The sequence below is a fragment of the Cupriavidus sp. 05T313 genome, assembly GCF_056396665.1.
Genome location: NZ_JBFTLX010000108.1, coordinates 1 through 26,340 on the forward strand (window position 1 = coordinate 1; position 26,340 = coordinate 26,340).

Genomic DNA, 26,340 nt, shown 5'->3' on the forward strand with positions numbered 1-26,340 from the left:
GAAGGACATGAACACCATGTTCAAAGGTATCAAGCATTTTGTGCGTGATGAGGATGGGGCTACCGGTGTGGAGTATGCGCTACTGCTGACCTTCGTGGCGTTGGTCATTATCGGATTTGGCGCCGGGATGGGCAATGCCATCACAAGAACCTTTGCGGCGGTCGTTGCCGGCATGCCAGCAGCTCCAGCAGCCTAAATCTCGTCAACGATCCGGAGCAAGTCCGCCTGAACCGGGCTTGCTTCGGAGGGCCACCTCTGCCGCTGGTCAGAGATGGGCAGGCGCACTGGCCAGAAAAACGCTCACTAATTAGGGGGAATGGTCAATGATCATCGCACCAACCCTGGCAAGTCTTAGTCTTGTGGCACTCGTGACCATCGCGGCCGTGTGCGACGTACGTGCCCGCCGTATTCCCAACTGGTTGGTGGGATGTGGCCTGATTATCGCCCTAGCTGTGCAGTGTGCGGTGCTCGGGCCGGCAGCCGGAACCTGGGCTTGGATTGCCGGTGCTGCGGCAGGCATGGGGCTGTTCCTTGGCGTCTACCTGCTGGGAGGCATGGGCGCTGGCGACGTGAAGCTGATGGGCGCCGTAGGCGCGTTCGTGGGACCGCTGGGTGCACTCGATATCGCACTGACCAGCTTTCTGGTCGGGGGAGTGCTGGCGCTGGCCATGACATTGGTAAGAAAGGAGTCACGGCGAACGCTAGCGAGCCTATCGACGCTGCTTCTGTCACTACCGTTTGGCGCACGAGCCATCCCTTTACGGCGCGAAAGCCAGACGAACGGCGACACGATGAGGCTGCCCTACGCCGTCGCAATTGCAGCGGGCACCCTGCTGGTGAAGTGGACGATGCTCTGAGTCGCAGAAGTGGCATGAAGGATGGATGAGTTAAACGGTAGGGCGAAAAAAGAGTCCGCTGCACCACAGGAACCGGATCGAAAGACATAGCGGGCCTCAAATGAAAGGCTTCACATCAGAGGCCTGGGGGAGAAAACAATGAGCCAGTACCAATACCGAACGTGGCCGACATGGATCGTTCCTGCGCCGCACAGCAACGATTGCTGGCGCCGCTACTGATAACACGCCCTACTCACATCACGCTCACACAGCCTAGCTGACCGGCATTGCCGATCGGCACCGGATACCCGTTGCCTGCACTCTTACAGCAGCTCGTATGTCCACAACCGAGGAGGTCTCGCAAAATGAAAAACCTGCGCATCCTGTTCATGCTGCTAATCGCAACCGTTGCTGGGCTGAGCGCGGTGGTATTCGCTTCGCGCTGGCTGTTGCAGCAGAGCGCCAGCGGCGTCACCAAGGTCGCGGTAGCCGCCACCGATATCAACCTGGGACAGCGGCTGTCGCCGGAATTCGTCAAGCTGGTGGACTGGCCCACGGCGAGTCTGCCGCCGGGCGTTATCAACGATCAGCGCGCCATTGACGGCCGCGTGACCAAGACCAGCGTGCTGCGCGRCGAACCGGTACTGGAATCCAAGCTAACGCCGGTCGGCACCAAAGGCGGCCTGTCGGCGGTCATTGCCGACGGCAAACGTGCCATCACCGTGCGTGTCAATGATGTGGTCGGCGTGGCCGGTTTTGCCTTGCCCGGCAGCTTTGTCGACATCATCGTCAATACGCAGAAAGACGCAGCTACCAAGAGTGCCAGCAGCGAGCGTACCGAGCAGTCGATCTCCAAGATCGTGCTGGAAAAGATCCTGGTGCTGGCCGTGGCGCAGGAGGTCAACCGCGACGAGACCAAGCCCAAGGTGGTCAATGCCGTGACGTTGGAGGTCTCTCCAGAGGAAGCCGAGAAGCTCGACCTGGCGCGCAGCGTGGGTACCCTCTCGCTGGTGCTGCGCAACCAGGTGGATCCGCGCCCGGTAGCCACCACTGGCGCCACCAAGAACACCCTGCTAAAGGAACCTGCCCTAGTTGCCGCAGCCGCCCCCGTCGTCAAGACAGTAGAGGTAGTGCGCAGGGTTGCCGTTACAAAGGCCATTTCCAGCACCTGCGTGGGGGTCATTAGCGGCATCCATCAAAACCAGGAATGCTTCTGAACCACACGCGTTAGAACAACAAGCCAATGCAGTGCCAGACCCTGTCTTGCAGGGTCAATCATCCGGGGGAAAGACATGGACCAACTCACCGACCTCAGCGGCGTACGGCGCCGCATCGGACCGCAGTTGACGACGACGGCGCTGGCTGCCGTGATACTCAGCGGACTGTGGCTGGAGGCCGCACAGGTGCAGGCAGCCGATACCGCCGCCCAGGTGCAGACTCCGGGCTCCGCAGCACACCCGCTAAAGCTGGCGGCTAACGGCCCGATCCAGCTCACCATTGGCGCAACTAACGTGCCTCCTGCGCCTGCGGATGGCGGCAGCAAGACCCCCACCTGCACCAGCGCGGCAAGCGAGGCGGAACAGGTGGTATTGCCGGTCGGCAAGTCACGCATGCTGTCGCTGCCGGAGCCGGTGCGCACGCGCACCTTGGGTAACCCGAGTATCGTCCAGGCCATGCTGGTCTCGCCGCAAACGCTCTACCTGCTCGGACTGGATGTGGGCACCACCAATATGATCATGCAAGGCAAGAGTGGGCGCTGCAGCGTCATCGACGTCATCGTCGGTGCCGACCCCGGTGGATTGCAGGCGACCTTGCATAGCCTGCTGCCCGAAGCAAAGCGCGTACGCGTGTCCGCTGCCGCCGACAGTCTGGTGCTGACCGGCATCGTCGCGGATTCCGTCCAGGCACAGAAGATCCTCGATATCGCCAACGCTTTCGTCATGCGCCAGACCCGCAGCCCATTGCAGGCACCGCCGCAACAAACCGGCGCCCCTGGCGCGCCGATGCTTGCCATGAACGGTGGCAACATGGGCGGCATGGGCTTCGGCGGACTGGGCATGGGCGCTAGTGGTGGCCAGCCGCTGCGCAGCCCCCGCATCATCAATATGATGTCGGTGGAGGCGCCGCAGCAGGTGATGCTGGAAGTCAAGGTCGCAGAGGTCTCCAAGACCCTGATCGACCAGATGGGCGCCGCCGTCAACCTGAACGGGGCCTTCGGCAGTTGGACGTTCGGCCTGCTGGCCAACTTCCTGTCTGGCGCGACCGACCTGCTCCAGTTCAGCAAGGCGAATAACTTGCCGCTAAAGTTCGCACTGGACGCGCAAAAGGGCGATGGCCTGGTCAAGATCCTGGCTGAACCCAATTTGATGGCGATCAGCGGTCAGGAAGGCAGCTTCCTAGCTGGTGGCAAGGTCTTTATCCCCGTGCCGCAGAGCACCGGCACAGGGGGGGGCACCACCATTGTCCTGCAGGAAGAGACTTTCGGTGTCGGCCTGCGGTTCACGCCGACGGTGCTGGAAAACGGGCGCATCAACCTGAAGGTATCACCAGAGGTGTCCGAGCTGTCGCCCACGGGAGTAGCACTGACCGCGCCTAACGTCTCTGGCACATCGATCCTGCCGCTGATCAATACGCGCCGCGCCTCGACCACGCTGCAGGTCATGGACGGCCAGAGCTTTGCCATCGGCGGCCTGATCAAGAGCAATACCACCGGTAGCCTCAAGGGCCTGCCTGGGGTTGGCGACCTGCCGGTGGTCGGCGCCCTGATGCGCAGTACCAACTTCCAGCAGGACAGGACCGAGCTGCTGTTCGTCGTCACGCCGCGCCTGGTCAAGCCGCTGCCGGCAAACTACCCGCTGCCGACCGACAGCTTTGGCCCCTCGACTCCAGGCGAGGTCTACATCAACGGGAATATGGAAGGGCACCCTGCTAGCCAGCCGGCCACCAACCCGGCGCCAGCCGCCTTGCCGGCACCGGCAGCACCCGTGGCACCGACCACCAGCATCGCGCCCCCCGCAGCCACGGCCGTCGCGGCGGCCGATGCCAGGCCCACGGCAAGCACCGCTGTAGCCTCAGACGCCGCTCAGTAACCCATCGTCCGCCACGATTAAGGAGAACATCATGAAGATCATTCCGATACTGGTTCGCATGGCCCTGTGCTGCGGGCTTGGCGCCGCACTGGCCGGCTGCATGACAACCACGCCGGTCTATGACGCCCACTTCGGCGACGCCGTGCGCACCGTGCGTGCCATGCAGACCCTCAATCCGGTGGCTTCGCTCAACAACAACCCCGTCGACGGAATCGACGGCCGCGCTGCCACGGCCGCGATGGACCGCTATAACACCTCGTTTAGTACGCCCCAGTCCGATCCCAATGGCTACGCGGTTGGCGTCGGCAGTTTAGGCGGATCATCGCTCAGCTCCATGGGCCGGTAGGACAGGCAAACAGCACGACAGGCAAGCACACCGCTTTGGGGAGCAACAGAAAATGGCAAAGATCGCCGTGGTTTCCGCCGATGAGACACGCTGGCAACAAATCGCCGGGCTGATTGCGCAAGCCGCCAATCACGTAGTGCAACAGGTGCGCACGACGCCGGCGCAGGCGCTTTCCCAACCCGGACTGACRCAGGGGGCCGACCTGCTGATCCTGGAAGCGCGCAGCTTCTCGGCGGATGATCTCAACCAGTTGCGCCGTCGTCTGGCGGATCAGCACGATACGCTCTGCATGCTGGTGACCGAGAGCCCATCGGCCGACCTGCTGATGCGGGCCATGCGCGCCGGCGTGCAGTGCGTGCTGCCGTGGCCGCCCGATGCGCAGGAGTTTCGCGACGAGTTGCAGCGCTGTACCAGCCACGCCATCAGCAGCAGCCGGGGCGAAGCTCAGGTGCTGTCGTTCCTTTCTTGCAAGGGGGGGAGCGGCACCACCTTCGCCGCGACCAACCTCGGCCATGTGCTGGCGGCAAAGCACAACAAGCGCGTACTGCTGGTCGACCTGAACCAACAATACGGCGATGCGGCCTTCCTGCTCACTGATCAGGTTCCACCAGCCACACTGGTCGACGTCTGCCGTCAAATCGACCGGCTGGACCCATCCCTGCTGGATGCCTGCGTCACCCATATCAGCAAGGACTTCGATGTGCTGCCCGGCGCCGGGGACCCGGTCAAGGCAGGAGAGATCAAGGCCGCGCACCTGGAGCGCATTCTGACGCTGGTCCTCCCGCAATACGATGTGGTGATCTTCGACGTTGGCCAGGACATCAATCCCGCGTCCATTCAAGTGCTCGACCGCAGCCACCTGATTTACCCCGTGCTGCAACTCAATCTGACCTACCTGCGTGCCGGCCGCCGCCTGCTCGAGATCTGCCAGTCGCTTGGCTATCCCGCCGAGCGACTGCGGCTGATCGTCAACCAATACGACAAGCATGCGCCCATCAGCCTGCGCCTGCTCGAAGAGACCTTCGGCATGCCGGCATCCCACGTGCTGCCGAACGACCCGGTGCCGGTGCGTGATGCCATCAGCCAAGGGGTGCCCGTACTGCAACTGGCCGAGAGCAGCCAGATTGCCCGCGCTCTGGTGAAGATGGCAAGCCAGCTTTACCCGGAGACGGCGTCCCGGAGCGCGGGACTACTGAGCAAGCTGTTCGGTCAAGGCAACCGGGTGGCACCCGCCATACGTCTAGAGCGGCAGGCCTGATTCCAAATCTCTGAGCGGAGCACATCATGTCACTGCGAGAACAACTCTACCAGCAGGCGGGCGAAGCCCTGCCCCAGCGTATCGCCCACGCCAATGGCAGCGCCAGTGCGGCTTACCAGCAGCTAGCCAAGGAAATCCACCAGACGCTCATCGAGCGCGTGGAACTGGGCAAGCTGCAGCACCTGGCGCCAGAGCAGGTCAAGCGTGAGCTGGCCCAACTGGTAGAACGCATCCTGGAGGAGGGCAATCATCCCGTCAATGAGGCCGAGCGCCGAAGTCTAGTGTCGGACGTGCAGGACGAAATGCTAGGCTACGGTCCGCTGGAACCGCTACTGGCCGACCCCACCGTCTCCGACATCCTGGTCAATACGGCGAAACAGGTCTATGTGGAACGCCGCGGCAAGCTGGAACTGACCGAAATCACCTTTCTGGACAACGCGCATCTCATGCGGGTGATCGAGAAAATGGTGTCGCGCGTGGGGCGTCGCATCGACGAATCCAGTCCCATGGTCGACGCCCGCCTGCCCGACGGTTCACGCGTGAATGCCATCATCCCGCCTTCGGCGATCGACGGCCCGCTGCTATCGATCCGGCGCTTTGCCGTCAAACCGCTCACGGTCGATGACCTGATCGGGCGACAGACCTTCACTCCGCAGATGGCACAACTGCTGGACGCCATGGTGAAGGCCAAGCTCAATATCCTGATCTCGGGCGGCACCGGCAGCGGTAAGACCACTCTGCTCAATATCCTGTCCGGTTTCATTCCCGCCGACGAGCGTATTGTCACCATTGAGGATGCGGCCGAACTGCAGATGCGCCAGAACCACGTGCTGCGACTGGAAACGCGGCCGCCAAATATCGAGGGCCGCGGTGAAATCACGCAACGCGCACTGGTCAAGAACGCGCTGCGCATGCGCCCCGACCGGATCATCCTCGGTGAAGTGCGTGGCGGTGAGGCGCTGGACATGCTGCACGCGATGAACACCGGTCATGAAGGATCGCTGGCCACCATTCACGCCAACACCCCGCGCGACGCCCTGACCCGGCTCGAGAATATGGTGAGCATGGCGGGACTGTCGCTGCCGACCAAGACCATGCGTCAGCAGATCAACTCGGCGCTGACGGTGGTGGTGCAGGTCTCGCGCCTGACCGATGGCAGCCGCAAGCTGATGAGCGTGCAGGAAATCACCGGCATGGAGGGCGAGATCATCAATATGCAAGAGATCTTTACCTTCAAGCGCAAGGGCGTGGATCGCGATGGCCACATCAAGGGCCACTTCTGCGCTACCGGGGTCCGGCCGAAGTTCTCGGAACGGCTGCAAGCCTTTGGCATCCACCTGCCGGAAACGTTGTACGACCCCACCGTGCAACACGAAGTCTAGGGAGAACGGATCATGGACACCATGATGATCGGCTTCGTACTGTCGCTGTTTGTCACCATCGTGCTTCTGGTGACGGGGATATACCAGTGGTGGCAAGGCCGTCACAGCCAGACTGCGCGGCGACTCAGCCAGCGCCTGCAGGCGGCCCTGCTCGTTAGCGCCAGTCACGGCAAGGATGGCGGCATCCTGAAACAGCGCGTTCTGAGCGAGTCGCCGGAATTGGCCCGGCTGCTGCTGCGGCTGCCTCACTCCATCACACTCGATCGGATGCTGCTGCAGTCGGGCCTGGACTGGTCGGTCGGGCGCTTTCTTGTGCTCACCTTCGCGCTGCCGGCGGTCGCGGCTAGCTTGGGGGCGATGTTCGCCGCGCCCTGGCCGGCCCTGCTCATGCTGACCGCCGGCTTTGCCGCACTGCCGCTGCTGTACGTACGTCGCTGCCGCGACAAGCGGCTGCTCAAGCTTGAGCAGCAGTTGCCTGAAGGGGCCGACATGATCAGCCGCGCCTTGCGCGCCGGGCACTCGCTGCCTAGCGCGCTGAGCATGGCCGGCGAGGAGTTGCCGGCTCCCATCGGCACCGAACTCGGCATGGTCTTCAGGGAAATCAATTACGGCGTGCCGATGAACGATGCACTGACCGGTCTGACCGAGCGCGTACCCATCGAGGATCTGCGCTACCTGGTGATTGCCGTGCTGATTCAGCGTGAGTCCGGCGGCAACCTGACCGAGATTCTGGACAACGTCGGCAACATTATTCGCAAGCGGCTGCAGTTGCTGGACAAGGTGCGCGTGCTTTCCGCAGAAGGGCGGCTGGGGGCCTGGATCCTGACCGTGTTGCCGCTGGTGGTGGGCGGCATCGTGTATGTGATGAATCCAACCCTGATTGCGACGCTATGGACGGACCCGACTGGCATTCGCATGCTCTGGATTTCCATTGGGATGATGATCTTCGGCGTGCTATGGATGCGGAACATTGTTCGCATCCACGTCTGACAACCAGACCCTGACATCGGAGGCGGGACTTACCCGGATCATCATGCAAATCGCGCAAATTGTATTGCTGGCAGGCTCCTTTATGATCGTGTTCGGCGCCACCTGGATTGCGATGTCGGTACTGCGCCAGAACGTGGTGCAGCGGCGCGTGAGCCAGATCAACCAGGAAAACCCACCGTCCGTGCAGGACAATTGGCAACCAGGCTGGCTGCAGAAAATCGAGCGGATCGTAACGCCACTTGCCCGGCTGTCTGTACCTAAGGAGGGTTGGGACGCCTCTTCCCTGCGCACCCGCTTTATGAATGCCGGCTGGCGCGCGCCCGAGGCCATCCCGATCTACTTCGGCACCAAGACCCTGCTGGTATTCGGCCTGCCACTGATCTTGTCAACGTTGCTCATTGGCCGCCTTGATCACACCCATCAAACACAGTTCCTGAGCCTGCTGTTTGGCGCAGCGGTGCTGGGCTTTTATCTCCCTAGTCTCGTGCTGCGGATGAAGATCGACCGGCGCCAGCGCGACATCTTTGAAGCGTTCCCCGATAGCCTGGACCTGATCATGGTCTGCGTGGAGGCCGGCCTTGGGCTGGATGCCGCCATCCTGCGCGTGGTGGAGGAAATGCGTGGCGCACGCCGGGCCATGGCCGACGAATATGAACTGCTGACGCTGGAACTTCGCGCGGGATTACCCCGGGAGAAGGCCCTGCGCAACCTGGCCTTACGCACCGGAGTAAGCGATGTCGACATGCTGGTGAGTATGCTGATCCAGGCCGACCGCTTCGGCACCAGCGTGGCCGACTCGTTGCGCGTGCATGCCGATATGCTGCGTACCAAGCGTCAGATGCTGGCGGAAGAGCGCGCCGCCAAGATCGGCACCAAGCTGATGTTCCCGCTGATCTTCTGCATCTTTCCTTCGATATTCGTGGTGCTGCTAGGGCCCGCTGCGATTCAGATATCCGCGGCCCTGCGAACGCTCGCAGAAAACCAGTAGCAAGCTCTATAACGGAGATTACGGCCATGCCCACCTACGCAAAAGGTCTGAAGCCATCGCGCTCGCGCGGCGCGCGGCGCATGTCTGGTGCCGCTGCGGTTGAATTCGCCCTTGTGTTTCCCCTGCTTCTGCTGGTCGTGATCGGGGCGATCGAATTTGGCGCGGCGCTCTATGACCAGGCCATCCTCACCAATGCCAGCCGCGAGGCGGCTCGTTTCGGCGTCATGCTCCAATCTTCGCCACCGACGACCAAGGCACAGGTACTTGCACAGATCTCGCCTGTGGTGCAGAACTATACCCAGAACAAGCTTATTACCTTCGGTTCAGCGATCCAGCCACTGGTTGACGTCACCTTTACGAACAGCAATACAGGCAGTCCTTTGCTGGTGACGGTTTCTTATGCGTACACAGGTCTGCTGCTCGGTCCGATGATGGCACTGGTGACCGGGGGCCCGGCGCCCGCGGCATTCACGACCGCCGCATTGACTATTAATGCCACAACCACCATGAAGTACGAGTAAAGCCTAGTTCCATCTGTCACGCAACGAGGTGTGCAATGAGACCCCATGGAAATCGGATGCTCCCCCCCTGCCAGCGCGGTGCGGTCGGCGTGATGACCCCCGTTTTGCTGATCTTCATGCTCGCGTTTGCCGCGCTGGCGATCGATGTGGCCCGCTATCTGATCGTGCGAAACCAACTGCAGAATGCCGCCGATGCGGCTGCACTGGTGGGTGCCGGTGGCCTCTATCCGGCGAATCCCACGCCAAACTGGAACAACGGCATAACGCAAGGTACCAGCGCGATCACGCTGAACGCGACTGAGGGCGTCAAGTTGATCAGCGGCCAGGTGCAGGCCGGCTACTGGGATCTAAGCCGCACCAAATCGGGTCTGCAACCGCAAGACATCACGCCGGGAACAAACGACGCGGCCGCCGTCCAGGTCACCATCAGCCGCAGCGACGGCAACAACAATGGCCCGGTCAGCATGCTGTTGGCGCCTGTCTTCGGCGTGCTGTCCGAACCGGCCCAGGCCACAGCGGTGGCGGTGATCGCGGCGCCTGGGCGCGTGGGTCCGGGCGCGCTTCTGCCGGTGGCCATCAACCAGTGCTTGTATGACAAGTTCTGGGATTCGACGACCGGGCAGCCCAAGATAAATCCGAGCACGGGCAAGAGCTACGTCTTCGACATCTACTCGGACTACATCAACGTTGCCAGCTACCCCTCCCCGATGGACCCCTGCTGGAAGGGACAATGGACATCCTTGACCCCCGGCGACCCAGGGGCACAAAGCGCGAAGCTAATCAAGGACATGGTCACGGGCGCAACTCCGTCGCCACCCGTCGCGCTCAACGACCCCATCTTTATCCAAAGCGGCGTGGCGGCCTCGATCTATGACGCGGTTACGTCTCAACTTAACGCGGCGCTAGCGGCAGGCTTGAGCGGATGGACCGTGACCGTGCCTGTCGTTTCCAACGTATCGACGAATTCAGATCAGCCAGTGGTCGCTTTCGCCTCTCTTCTCATTACCAGTGTTACCAAGGCGGGTAACAAGAGCTATATCGAGGGCAGTTTTGTGCCCAATGCCAAGATTGCCGGCAGCACAGGCGGCGTCGGGCCCTACTATGGTGCTTACGTGCCACCGCGCCTGGCTTGGTAAGACGGAATAACAAGGAGACGTGCAATGGGATCGGAATCGACCAGGCATGAGATTGAAATGGCCATCACCCGTATTCTGCAAGGCACGCCGATGCGAGTTGACCGCGCACGGCAACTAAGTATCGCCGCCGTTGCCGAAGAGGCCGGTGTGTCCAACGCGACGATCCATAATCGCCATCCGGATATGGCGGAGCAGATTCGACGAATCCTCAAGGAAGGGCGCGAAGCCATCATGACTGAGCATGATGCTCATATCGCAAATTTACGCCGGCAGTTGGGGGAGATCCGAAAGGCACTGCGAAAACGGGATGATCAAATTCGCCGCATCAAGACAGTGAACCTATTGCTGGCGACGGAGGTCCAGGCACTACGGGAAGAGTTGGAGGAGCCAGTCGCGAAGCCGCGTTGGAAGCGTGCATACGCATCGCCACCGCATTGGTGTTGGCTGTTTTTGCCTATGGAGCGATCCGGCACTGGCTCACCGACCCGACTCGCATTACGCTTCTGCTCATGGTGGTGGCACAGTGCCTGACGGTCGCTCTGTCGCTGATAGTGCGGGTGCCGGCCCGGCGTGACTGGAGTCCTGTCGCCATACTCAGCTCGCTCCTCGGCACCTTCTATTTCCTTGCGATTCAGCTCACACCGGGTGTGCGAATCGTGCCCGAAGCGGTCGGTGCCGGACTGCAGATCGCTGGGCTTTCGTGGCAGATTTTCGCGAAAGTATCGCTACGCTACTCGTTCGGGATCTTGCCTGCCAATCGCGGAATCGTATCAAGCGGGGCTTACCGGTTCGTGCGCCATCCGATCTATCTCGGCTACTTTGTCGCCGATGTCGGCTTCCTGCTAGCAAACTTCGGACTGCAGAACCTGCTCGTCTACACCCTACAGTACGTCATGCAGGCGGTCCGGATCCTGCGCGAAGAAAAACTTCTGTCTGACGATCCCGAGTATCGGACATATCGGAACAAGGTCTGCTTTCGCATGTTCCCGGGTATCTTCTGATCTCAATTCGCTTTTGACGCTCGCAACGTATCGCCGCGCAGCGGCTTGTGCCGGCATCACCTCTGGACGCAAACTCTTATAACTTACAGGGAGGGGTCTCTATCGAATCAAGCAGCAAATTCAGGCGCGGGACTAATTCCTGAGGGAAATCGAATTGGCCTGCAGCACCTACCTAAAGCGCAATGAGCCTCAACAAGCGGCAATGCGCCAGGTGAGAACGCGCCCGTCAATTTAGCGACAGGCATGGTCCCTGAAGCCTGGTGGAATCGGAGGATCCGCCTTGTCACGCCGTGCCCGGGGAGAAATCGATCCTACTCCGAGCCCGTTCATGGCATTCCAGATCAATCGGTTTGGCCTGAGCTGGCATCCCCGGCTCGAAACTCGTACCCGATCTTCAGCGGGTGCTTATTCCCTTTAACCTTGACGTGAAGGAGAAGGACATGAACACCATGTTCAACGGTATCAAGCATTTTGTGCGCGATGAGGATGGGGCTACCGGTGTGGAGTATGCGCTGCTGCTGACCTTCGTGGCGTTGGTCATTATCGGATTTGGCGCCGGGATGGGCAATGCAATCACAAACACCTTTAACGCGGTCGTTGCCGGCATGCCAGCAGCACCAGCAGCCTAGATCTCGTCAAGGATCCGGGCCGAGCCCCGCCTGAACCGGGCTTGGCCCGGAAGGCCACCTCCGCTTAGTCATGTTCATCGTGCTCGTTGCTAGGCAACGCGGACACAGCAGCAGTTTCAGGCACGGGACTGATCCCTGAGTGAGGTCGAATTGGCCCCGCGGCAGCACATTCAGCCTCGACAAGCGGCAACGCGCCAGGTGAGAACGCGCACGTCAATCTAACGACAGGCAGGGGCCCAGGTGCTTATTCCCTTTAACCATGACGTGAAGGAGAAGGACATGAATACCATGCTCAAAGGTATCAAGCATTTTGTGCGTGATGAAGATGGGGCTACCGGTGTGGAGTATGCGCTGCTGCTGACCTTCGTGGCGTTGGTCATTGTCGGATTTGGCGCCGGGATGGGCGGTGCCATTACAAGAACCTTTGCCGCGGTCATTGCCGGCATGCCAGCAGCCTAAATCTCTTCAAGGATCCAGACCGAGCCCCGTCTTAACCGGGTTTGGTCTGGAAGGCCACCTCCGCTCAGCCATGCTCATCGTATTCGTTGCTAGGCGGTGCGCACGGACTTTGACAAACCATTCTTTAGTGCGGCATCTGCGCGCCGTTTCGCCACCTGATGTTGCTGAAGCAGATACCCACGGATCTGTCTTGACTGCCGACCGCCTGCGCTAAGCGCCGCCCCCTAGCAGGCCGCTGAAATACCTCCGACCGAAGTCAGCGCTTCTAGTGGCTGACGCGTTGATCTGAGAACCCCACACCCTGCGACGTTTCATGCGCGGCGCCGACACCTTCACCGAAAGCCTGTTCACCATGCGGCGGCTCGAGGATTTTGTACCGAAGTATCACCCGCTGCGCTCGATCCGCACCATGGCCAATCAGGCGTTGGCGAAGTTGGATCGGCTGTTCGCCAGGATGTACGAGGCCGACATCAGGGGCGGTCGACCCAGTATCGCGCCTGAGAAGTTGTTGCGGGGCATGCTGCTGCAGGTGCTCTACGGCGTTCGCTCCGAACGTCAGCTCATGGAGCAGACGCACTACAACTTGCTGTTTCGCTGGTTCATTGGCCTGGCAATGGACGACGCAGTCTGGGTGCCCAGCGTATTCACCAAGAACCGCGAATGCCTGATCAAGCGCGATGCAGTGATCGAATTCTTCAACGAAGTACTGGCCATCGCGCAAAAGAAGGACTGGCTTTCCGGCGAACACTTCAGCGTGGACGGCACACTCATTCAGGCTTGGGCCGACCACAAGAGCTTTGTACGCAAGGACGGCGAGGACGAAGACAACGATGGTGGCAACTTCAAAGGTCGCAAGAGCAGCAACGAAACGCACCAGTCCAAGACCGACCCCGATGCACTGCTCTACCGTAAAGGCAAAACCGCCAGTGAGTTGCGCTACATGGGCCATACCCTGAGCGACAACCGCCACGGCCTGGTGGTCAGCGCGCTGGTGACAAGTGCTGACGGCCATGCAGAGCGCGAAGCCGCCAAGGTCATGGCCAACGACGCCCGGCAGGTGGTCGACGATGCGAACGTGGAAGTCACCGTGGGTACGGACAAGGGGTATGACGCGGCCGAGTTCATTGAGGCTTGCCTTGAGACGAGGGTCACGCCCCACGTGGCGCAAAACACCTCCGGGCGACGCTCGGCGGTTCCGGATGAGATCGCCTGCGGCGGGGGTTATGCCATCTCGCAGCAAAAGCGCAAGCTGATCGAACAAGGCATTGGCTGGGCCAAGACCGTGGGGCGCATGCGTCAGGTGATGGTGCGCGGACTGAAGAAAGTTGACCAGATGTTTGTGTTGAGCATGGCCGCGTACAACTTGGTTCGATGCGCTCGCTGGSACAAATCCGTCCGTAGTTGCAGTAATTGCGGTAATGAGGCCAGAAATGAGCACCAAATCATCGACAACGTCGATGAAGTGACGCGCAGCTTCCGGATTGTGAAAAATAGGGAGTACATCAGCGATACAGCGGGAAGTCTTGCCGCTTGTGCGGTAAGTACTTCAGCAGTCTGCTAGAGAATATGTCCATATGGACATTTATCAATCCGTTAAAGCCTTGCCAGTAAAGGCTCTGGCGGGTGTCCATATTCGGGAACTAACACGTCCCATCTCCGGATGACATTGGCACGGCGCGTTCCTCGCCCAGTTGGATGAGGGGGGAACTTCCTGCATTCCGGGGCGGCTACGATCGAATTGGTTGCATTCCTGATACATTGCTGGCCGTAATGTGGGGATGAGGCATATCGTGCGCACGACGTACCAGCAAATGTGATTCGCCGGCGTCATGCCAATTGCAGATTTCACGGGAGAGAACAAGGATGCAGCAAGACAACAACGCGTTTCAGCCGACGGCAGGCGAAGCACCCGCAGCGCCGGTGCCTGCTGGCCAGCCGCGCCCCCTGCAGTTCGAGTTCATCGGCTCGGGTTCCGAATATTTCCGTATCTGGATCGTCAATGCCTTGCTGAGCATCGTCACGCTGGGCATCTATTCGGCCTGGGCCAAGGTTCGGACGATGCAGTACTTCTACCGCAACACGCGGCTGGACGGCGCCAGCTTCGACTACCACGGCCGTGCCTCTGCCATCCTCAAGGGCCGCGCCATCGTGTTTGGCCTTGCCGTGGTCTTCCAGCTCAGCAGTCATGTTTCCCCCTTCCTGGCCGTGGCGCTGGGCCTGGCGCTGGCAGCGGTGTTCCCGCTGCTGCTGGTGCGCTCGCTGCGCTTTCGCATGGCCAATTCCGGCTACCGTGGCTTGCGCTTTGCCTTCACCGGCGGCGACGCCCTGGCTTACAAGGTCTTCCTGCTCTGGCCCGTGCTGAGCGTGTTCACGCTGTATGCGCTGGCGCCGCTGGCGCATCAGCGCTTCAAGCAGTACCAGCATGACAACACCCGCTTCGGCACGGCGCCCTTTGGTATTGACGCCACCGCGGGCGACTTCTATGGCGTCTATCTGCGCGCCTTTGGCATGATGCTGGCCGTGGTGGCGGTGACGTCGATTGCCGGCGCTTTGCTTGGCAACGCGATAGGCGTGGCGCATGGCGCGCCGTTCCTGGCCATTGGCATGGCCGTGATCGGCTTCTACGTGGCGCTGATGGCGGTCGGCCCGTTCTTCATGGCCCGCCTGCAGAACCTGGTGTGGAACCACACCACGCTGGCGCCGCACGCGTTTCGCAGCGAGGTCAAGGCGAGCCGGCTGTTCTTTATCTTCGCAACCAACATGATCGCCAATGTGCTGACGCTGGGGCTGTTCATGCCGTTCGCGCGGGTGCGTTCGATGCGCTACCGTATCGAGTGCATGACCATGCTCGCAGCCGGGCCGCTGGATGCCTTCGTGGCCGGCGAGACGCAGCAGGTCGGGGCGCTGGGCGATGCCGCGGTGGACTGGTACGACATCGACATCGCACTCTGAGCGCGCCGGGCACCTTGATACCCCCTGGCCGCCATGATCATTCTTACCACCCGGTTCACTCCGATCCCAGGACCCTGATGCAGGCTTCTGCCCAAGCACCGGCCGCCGCCGCGGTTGCGGCCACTTACTTCGACGGCCGCTCGTCGCGCGCCCATGCGTGCTTGCTATCGATCGAAGGGCGCGACGCGGTGTTGCGCGAAGCGGATGGCTCGGTGCTGCGCCGCGCGCCGCTGGCGGCGTTGCGCGTTTCCGAGCGGGTCAGGCGCGCGCCGCGCCTGGTGACGTTTGCCGACGGCGCCTTCTGCGAGGTCACGGACCACGCCGGCTTTGCCGCGCTGCTGGCGGCCAGCGGCCACCGGGAGGGCTGGGTGGTGAGGGCGCAGAACAGCTGGCGGCTGGCGGCGCTGTCCGTGCTGGGTCTGGCCGCGGTGCTGGTGGCGGGATATTTCGTGGTGTTGCCGTGGGGCGCCGGCGTGGTGGCGCGCAGCGTGCCGGCTGCGCTGGAGGCGCGGATTGGCGAAGCCACGCTGGGCAGCATCGACGGCGGCCTGCTCAAGCCCTCGGCCCTGCCGGTGGCGGAGCAGGAGCGCATTCGCGCCGGCTTCGCCGCGCTCAGGCGCCCGCCCGATCCGGACCACCAGTACCGCATCCTCTTTCGCCGGGGCGGCCAGCTCGGGGCCAATGCGTTGGCCTTGCCGGGCGGCACCATCGTGGTGACCGACGAACTCGTGAAGCTGGCCGGCCCGGGCGCCGGCCTGATGGGCGTGCTGGCTCACGAGGCGGGCCACGTGGCCCAGCGCCATGGCCTGCAGCAGGTGCTCCAGGCCTCGGCCGTGGGTGCGCTGGCGGCGTATTTCTTCGGCGATTATTCCAGTGTGCTGGCGGGGGTGCCCGCCGCCATCCTGACCCTGCGCTATTCACGCGAGCACGAGCGCGACGCGGATGCGTACGCGGTGGAGGTCATGCAGGAGAACCGGCTGCCCGTGTCGGCGTTCGCCGACGTGCTGCAAGCGCTGGAGTCCGCGCATGAGCAGCAGGCGGAGGACGAGGCCGCCAAGGCCGGGTCCGGAGGGCAGGGCGGCGCGTCGGCCGCCTCCGCCGAGCGGGAAACCAAGCGGGAGCGGCGCAGCCGCCGCGCCGCGGAGGATGCCGGCAACGACGACGATGGCGGCAGCTTCTTCTCCACCCATCCGTTGACGCGAGAACGGATCGAAGCGCTGCGCGCGGCGGGGCGCTAGTCCCCGGACGAAGCCGCCACCTGGCCTTGCAGCCAGCTGTGAAACTGCAGGATCGCCTTCTCGCGCGGATTGCCTTCGCGCCAGGTGACCCAGTAGTGCAGGCTGGACGGGATGCTAGTGGTGCCAAGCTGCACCAGTTCGCCGCTGGCGAGGTAATCGTGGGCCAGTTGCAGGCGGGCCGTGGCCACGCCAAGGCCCGCCACCGCCGATTGCAGCATCATGCCCGCGTCCTGGAAGATCGGCCCGCGCTCGGGTTCGGTGCCAGGCAGGCCGGCGCTTTCCAGCCAGTCGCGCCAGGGCCGCAGGGCGAAGCGCAGCATCGGCAGGCGCGGCAGGTCGGCCAGCGTGAAGCCGGGATAGCGCGCCAGCAGCGCCGGGCTGGCGACGGCGATCACATGGTCCTCGATCAGGTTGTGGCAGGCAAAGCCGGGCAGGTCCACGCGCTGGTGCCAGATGCCCACGTCCACCGAGTACGGATCGGGCGGCGTGATCTCGGCGTGTAGCCGCAGGTGCAGGTCGAGTCCCGGCTGCGCCGCATGCAGGCTCGGCAAGCGGCGGATCAGCCAGGCGTTGGCGAGATCGGCCATGACGCTGACCTCCAGCCGCACTACCTGCGGGGCGCCGCCATTGCTGGCCTCGCGCAGCCCGTCTTCCAGTTCGCCAAGCCCGTCGCGCACGCGCTGCGCCAGCCGCGCGCCCACATTGGTGGGCATCATCAGGTGGCCGGTGCGCTGGAACAGCTTGGTACCCAGGTTGTCTTCCAGCGCGCGGATATGATGGCTGATGGCGCTGTGGGTCAGCGCAAGCTCCTCCGCCGCGCGCGAGAAACTGCGGTGGCGCGCCGCTGACTCGAGCGCGCGCAAGGCCTGCAGCGCGGGCAGGTGAGGCAGGCGCTGGGCGCGGTGCGGCTCGGGCGGCGGGGCCAGTCCGGCGGGTTCGTCGTGCCCGGCGGGCTGGACCGGCAGGCCGGCCTGGGAGGCTTTTGGGTGTTTGGAGGTCATTGCCGTCAAATTCTACTCACAATTGCGGCGGGTATCTTTCGTTGGTGTTGCGCCGGGCGACTGGCGACAATGCAGACATGACTTCTGCTTCCTCATCCTCCTCTTCCGCCTCTTCCGCCTCTTCTGCCACCACGCGGGCTAGCGCTCCCCCGTTAGCCGCCGCACGCTGGCGCGTGCTGTGCATTTTTTCGCTCGGTTTCCTGGTTTCCTATATCTTCCGGGGCGTCAACCTGGGCTTCGCGCCCCACCTGACCCGCGAGATGGGCCTGGGTGCAGCCGATCTGGGCCTGCTGACCAGCTTCTATTTCCTGGGTTTCGCCTGTGCCCAGTTGCCGGCCGGGCTGCTGCTCGACCGTTTCGGCCCGCGCCGTACCGAGGCCGCGTTGCTGCTGGCTGCCGTGGCGGGTGCCTTGGTATTCGCCTCCGCGCCCAATATGGCGGCGCTGGCGGCAGGGCGCCTGATGATCGGGGTGGGCGTTTCGGTTTGCCTGGGCGCCGCCATCCAGGCCCTGTCGATCTGGTTCCCGCTGTCGCGCATGCCCTTGCTCAATGGCGTGGTGATGGCGATTGGCGGCCTCGGCGCCGTAGTGGTCGGCGCGCCGCTGGCTTGGCTGCTGTCCTGGACCGACTGGCGCACGGTCAGCTACGGCCTGGCCGCGCTGACGCTGGCCATGGCAGCGCTGCTGTGGTTCGGCGCCCCCGATACCAGCCGCGCCGGCAAGCAGCGCCTGGCGGATCAGTTGCGCGGCACCTGGCAGGTGTTCCGCAATGAGCGCTTCCTGCGCGTGGTGCCGCTGGCATTGCTTAACCAGGGGGTTTTCCTCGCGGTGCAGACCCTGTGGGTGGGGGCGTTCCTGCGTGACGTGGCCGGCTATTCGCCGGAGCAGAGCGCGCGCCTGGTGTCGGTCATCGGCTTTGCCATGATGGGCGGCTGCGTGTGTGCCGGTTGGGCCGCACGGCATCTGGAGCGCGCCGGCGTGAGCCTGTACACCTTCGCCGGCGCCGGCATGAGCGGGTTCATCGTGATCCAGTGCCTGATCATCGCCGGCGCGCCGCTGCCCCCGGCGCTGACATGGGCGGCCTACGGCGTATTCGGATCGAGCGGCATCCTAGCCTACGCCGTGCTGGCGCGCAGCTTTCCCGATGCACTGATCGGCCGCGCCACCACGGCGCTGACCTTGACCGTGTTCCTGGCGACGTTTGCCTGCCAGGTCGGGGTGGGGCTGGTGCTAGACCTGTGGCCGGCAACGGGCGGCCAATATCCCCGGCAGGCCCATCTCGCGGTATGGTGCGGCCTGGTGGCGCTGCAGGTGGCGGCGGCAATCTGGTATGCGACGGGCCGCAAGCGCGCGGCCGCCGGCCACGCGGCATCGGTGCAATGAGCTCTATATGGACGGACTCCCCGGCGCTGCGCGCTGGGCGGGATGCGCCGCGCGCTACAGCATGACCGGCCGGTCGTCGAGTTCGTTGGGATTGGGCCGGTCGCCCGCGGGGAAATGCACAGCCAGCAGCTGATGGATCTTCTCCACCGCCGCCAGCACAGGCCTGACCGACAGCTCCCGCGCCAGCCCGCTCGCCAGCTCGTCGCAGATCGCGCGCCAGGTATCCGGGCCCACACGGGCATCGATGCCGCGGTCGGCCAGAAGTTCGACCGCGTGATCGGCCAGGTTGATATACAGCAGCACGCCGGTATGGCCTTCGGTGTTCCACACCTCCAGCGCACCGAACAAGGCGCGTGCGCGCTCGCGCGGGCTGACGCCCGAGAAGGCTAGCCCCACGGGCAGGCTGGATTCGATTACCACCCGCACTTCGCCACGATGCTGCCGTTCGCCGGCGCGTACCGCCTGCTGCAACTGTTGCTGGGCTTCGGCGGGGAAGTGCTTGCTGGCGGCACCGGGGCGCGTGCCCAGGTGGCGCAGTGCGCGTTTGAAATGGGGCATATGCCGTTACCAGTTGCCGGAGGCGCCGCCTCCGTCGAAGCCACCACCGCCGCCGCCACCGAAGCCGCCACCACCACCACCGCCTCCGCCTCCGCCTCCGAATCCACCGCCGCCGCCACGTCCCCAGCCGCCGCCCCCGAGACCGCCAAGGGTGCCGCCCAGTCCGCCGGCCGCAGCATCCCAGCCGCGCCCGCGCGTCACGATGCGCGAGCCGCCCGAGCGCCGTGCCGCGGAGATAAAGAAGAACAGGATGATGGCAAGCGGGAACAGCACCGGCAGCCAGTCGGTCCACGAGCCGCTCTGGGCCGGCTTGCCACCGGCCTGCGGGCCCGGCAGGGCCTCCTTGTCGATGGTGGCCTGGATGGCCGATACGCCGGCCGCGATGCCGCCGTAGAAATCGTTCTGGCGGAAATGCGGCGCCATCACGTCTTGCAGGATGCGCTTGGACATCGCGTCGGTGAGCGAGCCCTGCACGCCGCGTCCCACCTCCAGGCGCATCTTGCGCARRCCGGGCGGRTTGTCCTTGGCGATCAGCAGGATCACSCCRTCGTCGATGCCTTTGCGCCCGGCGCGCCAGGCGTCGGCCACGCGGATGCTGTAGGCGTCGATCGGCTCGGGCTCGGTGGTCGGCACCATCAGCACGAAGATCTGGCTGCCGCGCTGYTGCTCGTACTCGGCCAGCACGTTYTCCAGCGCGCCGCGCTGGCTGGCGCTCAGCGTGCCGGTGAGGTCGGTGACCCGCTGCGTGAGCGGCGGCACCACCACGAAGCCGTCGCCGGCGGCCATGGCGGGCGGCGCCAGCAGCGCGCCCAGCCACAGCATCAGCGCCAGCATGGCGGCCGTCCAGCCACTGCGCTCAGGGAGATGCGGCATAGCCATCGGTCCGTATCAGAACTTCACCGCCGGCGGCGCTGAGATGGCTTTCTCGTTTTCCACCGAGAACGACGGCTTGACCGGGTACTTGAAGACCATCGCGGTCAGGTTGGTGGGGAAGCTGCGCGCCAGGATGTTGTAGTCGCGCACCGCGGCGATGTAGCGCTGGCGCGCCACCGTGATGCGGTTCTCCGTCCCTTCGAGCTGCGACTGCAGGTCGCGGAAGGAGGCATCGGCCTTGAGCTGCGGATAGTTTTCCGACACCGCGAGCAGGCGCGACAACGCGCCGCTCAGCTCGCCCTGGGCCTGCTGGAAGCGCTTGAACGCTTCAGGATCGTTGAGCGTCTCGGGCGAGACCTGGATGCTGGTAGCCGCGGCGCGGGCCTTGGTGACCGCCTCGAGCGTCTCGCGCTCATGCGTGGCGTAGCCCTTGACGGTGTTGACCAGGTTGGGGATCAGGTCGGCGCGGCGCTGGTACTGGTTGATCACCTCGCCCCAGGCCGCCTTGACGGCCTCGTCCTTGGTCTGGAAGTCGTTGTAGCCGCAGGCGGACAACAGGCTCGCGCACAAGGCCAGCATGAGCCAGCGCAAGACGGACTGCCCGGAGGACAGGGACAGGGGAAGGGATGCGCGCATCGAGGACTCCGGAATTCGTGGAATTACCAGTGTAGCGCAGGGGCCGGCTGGGCAATCAAAATGACTTGGGGGTGGCTTGACGGCGGCATGGCCAGACGGGTAGATTGTCGTCTCTGCCGTGGTTGCGACGGCGGTGTCCGCCGGGCGCCGTGCCGCATCACCATCCAGCCCGAACCTGCAATGCGCGCCTTTTCGATGATTTCCGCTCCTGCTTCCGCTGCCTCGCAGCGGCAGGTGCCGGCGCGCGCCAAAGCCAAAAAACAGCCGCTCGTCTGACCGGGGCGCTGTTCCGTCAGATGAGCGACGGAACGGCACCTGCGCACAGGCGTACAGGGGGCGAGGCCAGGTTCATGCTTTCCCACTGCCCACGCGGGCTCATCTGCCACCCGGCGCACTTCTGCACGGTTTTATTGACCGGTCGCACAGGAGTGATCCGATGCAAGCAGTTCAACAAGCACAGCAGCAAGCACAACAAGTATTTTCTGGAATCTGGCTGCCGCTGGTGACGCCGTTTGCCGGCGGCGCCGTCGATCATGGCGCGCTGGCCCGGCTAGTGGCGCGCTATGCCGGTAGCGGCATCGCTGGCTTCGTGGTGTGTGGCAGCACCGGAGAGGCGGCTGCCCTCGACGAAGCGGAGCAACTGGCCGTGCTCGACACCGTGCTGTCCGGCGCCGGCGCCTTGCCGGTGATCATGGGCGTGGCGGGCAGCCAGTTGAAGCAGGTGCAGGTGCGCGTGCGCCGCCTTGCCGAGCGGCCGCTGGCCGGGCTGCTCGCGCCCGCGCCTTACTACGTCCGCCCGTCGCAGGCGGGCCTGCTGGACTATTTCCATGCGCTGGCCGACAGCGCCGCCGCGCCGCTGGTGCTGTACGACATTCCCTACCGGACCGGCGTGAAGCTGGAGACGGAAACCATCCTGGCGCTGGCCACCCATCCGAATATCCGTGCCATCAAGGACTGCGGCGGGGACTACCACGGCACGCAGTCCGTGATTGCGGACGGACGCCTCGCCGTGCTGGCGGGCGAGGATCACCAGGTGCTGGGTACGCTGTGCCTGGGCGGCACGGGCGCGATCATCGCGTCGGCCCACCTATATCCGGAACTGTTCGCGGCGCTGGCCAGGGCAGTGGCCGGGCAGCGGCTGGACCCGGCGCGCCGGATCTTCCATGCCTTGATGCCGATGATCCGCCTGCTGTTCACGGAGCCCAATCCGGGTCCGCTCAAGGCCATGCTGACGCGGGAGGGATGGCTGCGCGATGAGTTGCGCGCGCCGATGACCCCCGCCAGCGCAGGGCTGCAGGCGGCACTGGCGCAGGCCTGCGAGCAGATCGGGGCGGCTGCGCCCGATCTGCTCGGCTGAGCCGCGCCCAGCCCCAGGGCGGGGCGGTCGCGGCCGGCGAACCCTCAGGCCGCGAAGGCCTTGCGGGCGGCGTCGATGGTGGCGGCCAGGATGGCGTCGTCGTGCTGCGCCGAGACGAAGCCCGCCTCGTAGGCGGACGGCGCCAGGTAGACGCCTGTATCCAGCATGGCGTGGAAGAAGCGGTTGAAGCGGGCCGTATCGCACTGCGTGACTTCGGCGAAGCTGCCCGGCACGCCCTCGCGGAAGTACAGGCCGAACATGCCGCCGATGGCGTCCGCGGCGAACGGCACGCCGGCTTCGCGGGCAGCCGCGGCCAGTCCGTCGGCCAGCTTGCGGGTTTGCGCGGCGAGCCGGTCATGGAAGCCCGGCGCCTGGATCAGCTTGAGCGTGGTCAGCCCGGCCGCCACCGCCAGCGGGTTGCCCGATAGCGTGCCGGCCTGGTACACGCCGCCCAGCGGCGCCAGGCAGGCCATGATGTCGCGCCGGCCGCCAAAGGCCGCCGCCGGCATGCCGCCGCCGATCACCTTGCCCAGGCAGGTCATGTCCGGCGTGATGCCGTAGTGCGCCTGCGCGCCGCCCAGCGCCACGCGGAAGCCGGTCATCACCTCGTCGAAGATCAGCACCGCGCCGTACTTGGTGCACAGCGAGCGCATCGCTTGCAGGAAGGCATCGCTGGCGCGCACCAGGTTCATATTGCCGGCCACCGGCTCCACGATCACCGCGGCGATCTCGTCGGCATGCTTGATAAAGGCTTGCTCCAGCTGCTCGACGTTGTTGTATTCCAGCACCATGGTGTGCTTGGTCACGTCGGCGGGCACGCCGGCCGAGGAGGGCGCGTTCTTGGTGGTGTCGGCAAAGGTCAGCAGGCCGGACCCCGYCTTGACCAGCAGGCTGTCGGCGTGGCCGTGGTAGCAGCCCTCGAACTTGACGATCAGGTCGCGCTTGGCAAAGCCGCGCGCCAGGCGCAGCGCGCTCATGGTGGCCTCGGTGCCGGAGGAAACCAGCCGCACCTGCTCGATCGACGGCACCAGCTTGCAGATTTCCTCGGCCATCTCGATTTCGGCTTCGGTCGGCGCCCCAAAGGAGAAGCTGAGACCAGCGGTCTCCTGCACCGCGCGCACCACCTCGGGGTGGGCGTGGCCGACGATCATCGGGCCCCAGGAGCCGATATAGTCGATGTAGCGCTGGCCATCGGCGTCCCACATGTAAGCGCCTTCGGCGCGCGTGATGAAGCGGGGGGTGCCGCCCACCGAGCGAAAGGCGCGCACGGGCGAATTGACGCCGCCCGGAATGGTTTGCTGTGCGCGGTCGAAGAGCTGCTGGTTACGAGACATGGCTTTGCGTGAAATCAAAAGCGGGAGAAACGCGTTCTATCAGGCAGCAAGTTACGTGGAAAATGCCGGCAAAAGAGTCGAAATGCGAGGCATTTGCCGGGTAACGTGCGCGAACACGGCGTATTTGGCCCGAATCGTACTTGCCCTGCTGGCGCCGGCGGCGCCGATTCGGTACCATCTGGCCCTGAATTTTAATGGAGAGTGACTGTACCGTTATGGAATACAAGACCTGGATGTGCCTGATCTGCGGGTGGATTTACGACGAGGCCACCGGCGCGCCCGAAGACGGCATTGCCCCCGGCACCAAATGGGAAGACGTGCCCATCAACTGGACCTGCCCGGAATGTGGCGCGCGCAAGGAAGATTTCGAGATGGTGGCCCTGTAAAGCTGCCGCATCGTACCGCGCAAGCCGTTCGTCGCCCGCCAGGTCAGGCCGGCCGGCGTGATTTGGCAATGCGGGGGCATGACGCGGCCGTGACGAACGCCGCCGGCCCGCCGTAGCGCGTCGCGTCAATGCGACAGATCGGGCGGGGCTGCCCCGGTTTCCGGATTGACGGCCCCACGGCGACTTGTCACACTCTGTTTCAAATTTGAAAATCCATCCCTTAGGGGGGTGGACCTTGGCAGGCGCGGGTACCACGCGCCGCCGTTTGCCGCGTACCGGGTCACCGGTCCGGCGCGTTTTCGGGAATCAAATCGTTTTTGTTTCGGGGGTCCGTCGGGGCAGGCAGCTGCGCCGCGCGGAAGTTCTCAAGTGAATGCCGGCGCTTTCCCCCTGGGAAGCACGCTGGTCGCGGGAACGAGATGCGGGTCGCTCAACTACAAGAAAGCATTCGGGTCAACGCCGAGGTCAGCGGCGCGGTCGAAACTGGCGTCAGCGCCAGCGGCGTTGCTGCGCCTGCGCCGGCGCGCCGCAAGGTGCTCGTCATCGACGATTCCAGCACCATCCGCCGCACCGCCGAGATCTTCCTGTCCCAGGCAGGCTGCCAGGTGCTGCTCGCCGAAGACGGCTTCGAGGCACTCGCCAAGGTCGGCGACATGCATCCGGACCTGATCTTCTGCGACATCCTGATGCCGCGCCTGGATGGCTACCAGACCTGCGCCCTGATCAAGAAAAGCCCCCGATTCCATGCCATCCCGGTGATCATGCTGTCCTCCCGCGACGGCGTGTTCGACCGCTCGCGCGGCCGCCTGGTCGGCGCGCAAGACCATCTCGCCAAGCCGTTTACCCGCGAGTCGCTGCTGCTGGCGGTCGATGCCTGCGTGCCGCGCGCCGCCGCCGTGGCCAGCCCCTTGCCGGCTTGAGCGCATATCAAGGCGCATATCAAGGAATATTCATGACTATCAGCAAAATCCTTATCGTTGACGACTCCCCGACCGAAGCCCTGTTCATGTCCGACCTGCTCGGCAAGAAGGGTTTCAAGGTGTCGGTGGCCGGCAATAGCGACCAGGCCTTCGCCCGGCTCGAGAAGGAAGCCTTCGACCTGATCCTGATGGACGTGGTGATGCCTGGCCAGAACGGCTACCAGGCGACCCGCGCGATCAAGCGCGACGACCGCTTCAAGGACATTCCCGTGATCATGTGCACCAGCAAGGGCCTGGACACCGACCGCATCTGGGGCATGCGCCAGGGCGCGGCAGACTACATCGTCAAGCCGGTCGACGGCGAAGAACTGCTCACCAAGATCGCCGCGCTGACCCACTGAGCCAGGCGCCGATCCTGCACCCGCTCCCTCCCTACGCCTATCATCCGGACCTCGACCATGAACGCGCCGCGCCAGGACCTCCGTGCCCGCCAGACCCGGCTGCAGGACTACCAGGCCATGCTGGCCCGCCGCCTGCGCGAGGCGCGCAACCTGCCGGCGGTGGACAGCTACCTGGGTTTGCAGGTAGGCCAGCGGCACTGGCTGCTGCCGTTGCCGCAGACGGGCGAGGTGCTGGAGATGCGCCAGCCCAGCCGCGTGCCGCTGACGCAGTCCTGGTACACGGGACTGGTGAATGCACGCGGCAGCCTGCTGGGCGTGATCGATTTCGGCCTGTTCTGCGGCGAGGGAGCCACCGCGCTGCAGCCGGGCAGCAAGATCGTGGTGCTGTCGCGCCAGGTGGAGCGCGCTTGCGGCATTCTTGCCACGCGCGTGATCGGGCTGCGTCATGCAGGCGACCTGTCCTTGCCGGCGGAGTCCGCGGACCGGGCGCCGGCTCGGCAGGAGGCGGCGCCGGAATGGGAGGGCGCCCGTTTTGCCGACCGCGACGGGCGTGACTGGCAGGTGCTCGACGTGCGCAGGTTGCTGGCGTCTCCGGCCTTCCTGCAGGTGGGCCGGCAGGCCGCCTGAGCGTCGCGCGGGCMTGCCCGCTGCAACAAATCAAAATCGA

The 26,340-nt window shown here is 64.2% G+C and carries 28 protein-coding genes and 1 pseudogene; 24 read left to right on the top strand and 5 right to left on the bottom strand.

Annotated features, from left to right (window positions below):
- The first annotated feature begins 7 nt into the window (after positions 1-7).
- From AC1DKD_RS22105 to AC1DKD_RS22190, 18 genes and pseudogenes are all read left to right on the top strand, one after another.
- On the top strand, positions 8-196 hold the full coding sequence (locus tag AC1DKD_RS22105) for a Flp family type IVb pilin (RefSeq protein WP_441626440.1): 189 nt from the start codon (positions 8-10) through the stop codon (positions 194-196).
- Positions 197-323: 127 nt separating this feature from the next.
- A complete protein-coding gene (locus tag AC1DKD_RS22110) occupies positions 324-857 on the top strand; it encodes an A24 family peptidase (protein WP_441626438.1) in 534 nt (177 codons plus the stop codon).
- A gap of 344 nt (positions 858-1,201) precedes the next feature.
- The gene (cpaB, locus tag AC1DKD_RS22115) at positions 1,202-2,053 is read left to right on the top strand and encodes a Flp pilus assembly protein CpaB (RefSeq protein WP_477143711.1); all 852 of its coding nucleotides are present in this window, start codon (positions 1,202-1,204) and stop codon (positions 2,051-2,053) included.
- A gap of 75 nt (positions 2,054-2,128) precedes the next feature.
- Positions 2,129-3,925, top strand: a complete 1,797-nt coding sequence (locus AC1DKD_RS22120) for a type II and III secretion system protein family protein (RefSeq protein ID WP_441626434.1) — start codon at positions 2,129-2,131, stop codon at positions 3,923-3,925.
- A gap of 31 nt (positions 3,926-3,956) precedes the next feature.
- Positions 3,957-4,271 (top strand): hypothetical protein, encoded by a 315-nt coding sequence (locus AC1DKD_RS22125; protein ID WP_441626432.1) that lies wholly within the window; start codon positions 3,957-3,959, stop codon positions 4,269-4,271.
- Positions 4,272-4,323: 52 nt separating this feature from the next.
- Positions 4,324-5,529 carry a CpaE/TadZ family protein gene (locus AC1DKD_RS22130; protein ID WP_441626430.1) on the top strand — a complete coding sequence of 402 codons (1,206 nt, stop codon included), beginning with the start codon at positions 4,324-4,326 and terminating at the stop codon, positions 5,527-5,529.
- A 26-nt stretch (positions 5,530-5,555) separates the two neighbouring features.
- A complete protein-coding gene (locus tag AC1DKD_RS22135; protein WP_441626428.1) occupies positions 5,556-6,911 on the top strand; it encodes a TadA family conjugal transfer-associated ATPase in 1,356 nt (451 codons plus the stop codon).
- A 12-nt stretch (positions 6,912-6,923) separates the two neighbouring features.
- A complete protein-coding gene (locus tag AC1DKD_RS22140; RefSeq protein ID WP_441626426.1) occupies positions 6,924-7,901 on the top strand; it encodes a type II secretion system F family protein in 978 nt (325 codons plus the stop codon).
- 43 nt (positions 7,902-7,944) lie between these two features.
- Positions 7,945-8,889: a type II secretion system F family protein gene (locus tag AC1DKD_RS22145; RefSeq protein WP_441626572.1), complete on the top strand. Its 945-nt coding sequence runs from the start codon at positions 7,945-7,947 to the stop codon at positions 8,887-8,889.
- Positions 8,890-8,915: 26 nt separating this feature from the next.
- Positions 8,916-9,410 carry a TadE/TadG family type IV pilus assembly protein gene (locus tag AC1DKD_RS22150; protein WP_441626424.1) on the top strand — a complete coding sequence of 165 codons (495 nt, stop codon included), beginning with the start codon at positions 8,916-8,918 and terminating at the stop codon, positions 9,408-9,410.
- Positions 9,411-9,466: 56 nt separating this feature from the next.
- A complete protein-coding gene (locus AC1DKD_RS22155; protein ID WP_441626422.1) occupies positions 9,467-10,546 on the top strand; it encodes a TadG family pilus assembly protein in 1,080 nt (359 codons plus the stop codon).
- Between the two features lie 24 nt (positions 10,547-10,570).
- Positions 10,571-11,077 (top strand): hypothetical protein, encoded by a 507-nt coding sequence (locus AC1DKD_RS22160; protein ID WP_477143712.1) that lies wholly within the window; start codon positions 10,571-10,573, stop codon positions 11,075-11,077.
- Positions 11,056-11,547, top strand: coding sequence for a methyltransferase family protein (locus tag AC1DKD_RS22165; protein ID WP_477143713.1), 492 nt, complete (start codon positions 11,056-11,058; stop codon positions 11,545-11,547). Before AC1DKD_RS22160 ends, AC1DKD_RS22165 begins: the two co-directional genes overlap by 22 nt.
- A gap of 440 nt (positions 11,548-11,987) precedes the next feature.
- A complete protein-coding gene (locus AC1DKD_RS22170) occupies positions 11,988-12,176 on the top strand; it encodes a Flp family type IVb pilin (RefSeq protein WP_441626416.1) in 189 nt (62 codons plus the stop codon).
- A gap of 279 nt (positions 12,177-12,455) precedes the next feature.
- Positions 12,456-12,635: a Flp family type IVb pilin gene (locus tag AC1DKD_RS22175; RefSeq protein WP_430869804.1), complete on the top strand. Its 180-nt coding sequence runs from the start codon at positions 12,456-12,458 to the stop codon at positions 12,633-12,635.
- 313 nt (positions 12,636-12,948) lie between these two features.
- A pseudogene (locus AC1DKD_RS22180) lies at positions 12,949-14,036 on the top strand (IS5 family transposase).
- A gap of 462 nt (positions 14,037-14,498) precedes the next feature.
- Complete coding sequence (locus AC1DKD_RS22185) at positions 14,499-15,587, top strand: YjgN family protein (protein ID WP_441626414.1); 1,089 nt, start codon at positions 14,499-14,501, stop codon at positions 15,585-15,587.
- 77 nt (positions 15,588-15,664) lie between these two features.
- Entirely contained in the window at positions 15,665-16,825 is a 1,161-nt protein-coding gene (locus AC1DKD_RS22190) for a M48 family metallopeptidase (protein WP_441626412.1), read from the top strand.
- On the opposite strand, the gene AC1DKD_RS22195 is transcribed toward AC1DKD_RS22190, so the two are convergent.
- A complete protein-coding gene (locus AC1DKD_RS22195) occupies positions 16,822-17,826 on the bottom strand; it encodes a LysR substrate-binding domain-containing protein (protein WP_441626411.1) in 1,005 nt (334 codons plus the stop codon). The genes AC1DKD_RS22190 and AC1DKD_RS22195 overlap by 4 nt on opposite strands.
- Before the next feature lie 77 nt (positions 17,827-17,903).
- Between AC1DKD_RS22195 and AC1DKD_RS22200 the strand changes: the two genes are divergently transcribed.
- Complete coding sequence (locus AC1DKD_RS22200) at positions 17,904-19,208, top strand: MFS transporter (protein WP_441626409.1); 1,305 nt, start codon at positions 17,904-17,906, stop codon at positions 19,206-19,208.
- Between the two features lie 54 nt (positions 19,209-19,262).
- Here the strand turns inward: AC1DKD_RS22200 and AC1DKD_RS22205 are convergent, their stop codons facing one another.
- The 3 genes from AC1DKD_RS22205 to AC1DKD_RS22215 are packed head-to-tail and all read right to left on the bottom strand — an operon-like array spanning position 19,263 to position 21,275.
- Positions 19,263-19,766, bottom strand: coding sequence for a TPM domain-containing protein (locus AC1DKD_RS22205; RefSeq protein WP_441626407.1), 504 nt, complete (start codon positions 19,764-19,766; stop codon positions 19,263-19,265).
- A 6-nt stretch (positions 19,767-19,772) separates the two neighbouring features.
- Complete coding sequence (locus AC1DKD_RS22210; protein ID WP_477102636.1) at positions 19,773-20,639, bottom strand: TPM domain-containing protein; 867 nt, start codon at positions 20,637-20,639, stop codon at positions 19,773-19,775.
- Between the two features lie 15 nt (positions 20,640-20,654).
- Positions 20,655-21,275 (bottom strand): LemA family protein, encoded by a 621-nt coding sequence (locus AC1DKD_RS22215; RefSeq protein ID WP_441637096.1) that lies wholly within the window; start codon positions 21,273-21,275, stop codon positions 20,655-20,657.
- Positions 21,276-21,711: 436 nt separating this feature from the next.
- On the opposite strand from AC1DKD_RS22215, the gene dapA reads away from it, so the two are divergent.
- Entirely contained in the window at positions 21,712-22,632 is a 921-nt protein-coding gene (gene dapA / locus AC1DKD_RS22220; RefSeq protein WP_441637094.1) for a 4-hydroxy-tetrahydrodipicolinate synthase, read from the top strand.
- Between the two features lie 44 nt (positions 22,633-22,676).
- Here dapA and hemL read toward each other — a convergent pair whose 3' ends face one another.
- A complete protein-coding gene (gene hemL, locus AC1DKD_RS22225; RefSeq protein ID WP_477143714.1) occupies positions 22,677-23,966 on the bottom strand; it encodes a glutamate-1-semialdehyde 2,1-aminomutase in 1,290 nt (429 codons plus the stop codon).
- Between the two features lie 215 nt (positions 23,967-24,181).
- Here hemL and AC1DKD_RS22230 point away from each other — a divergent pair, with 215 nt between their 5' ends.
- The 4 genes from AC1DKD_RS22230 (at position 24,182) to AC1DKD_RS22245 (ending at position 26,300) form a co-directional block, all read left to right on the top strand.
- Positions 24,182-24,352, top strand: coding sequence for a rubredoxin (locus AC1DKD_RS22230; RefSeq protein ID WP_006159034.1), 171 nt, complete (start codon positions 24,182-24,184; stop codon positions 24,350-24,352).
- 419 nt (positions 24,353-24,771) lie between these two features.
- The gene (locus AC1DKD_RS22235) at positions 24,772-25,272 is read left to right on the top strand and encodes a response regulator (RefSeq protein WP_441637090.1); all 501 of its coding nucleotides are present in this window, start codon (positions 24,772-24,774) and stop codon (positions 25,270-25,272) included.
- A 32-nt stretch (positions 25,273-25,304) separates the two neighbouring features.
- A complete protein-coding gene (locus AC1DKD_RS22240) occupies positions 25,305-25,673 on the top strand; it encodes a response regulator (protein WP_035859363.1) in 369 nt (122 codons plus the stop codon).
- Between the two features lie 57 nt (positions 25,674-25,730).
- Complete coding sequence (locus AC1DKD_RS22245; RefSeq protein ID WP_441637088.1) at positions 25,731-26,300, top strand: chemotaxis protein CheW; 570 nt, start codon at positions 25,731-25,733, stop codon at positions 26,298-26,300.
- Positions 26,301-26,340 lie beyond the last annotated feature (40 nt).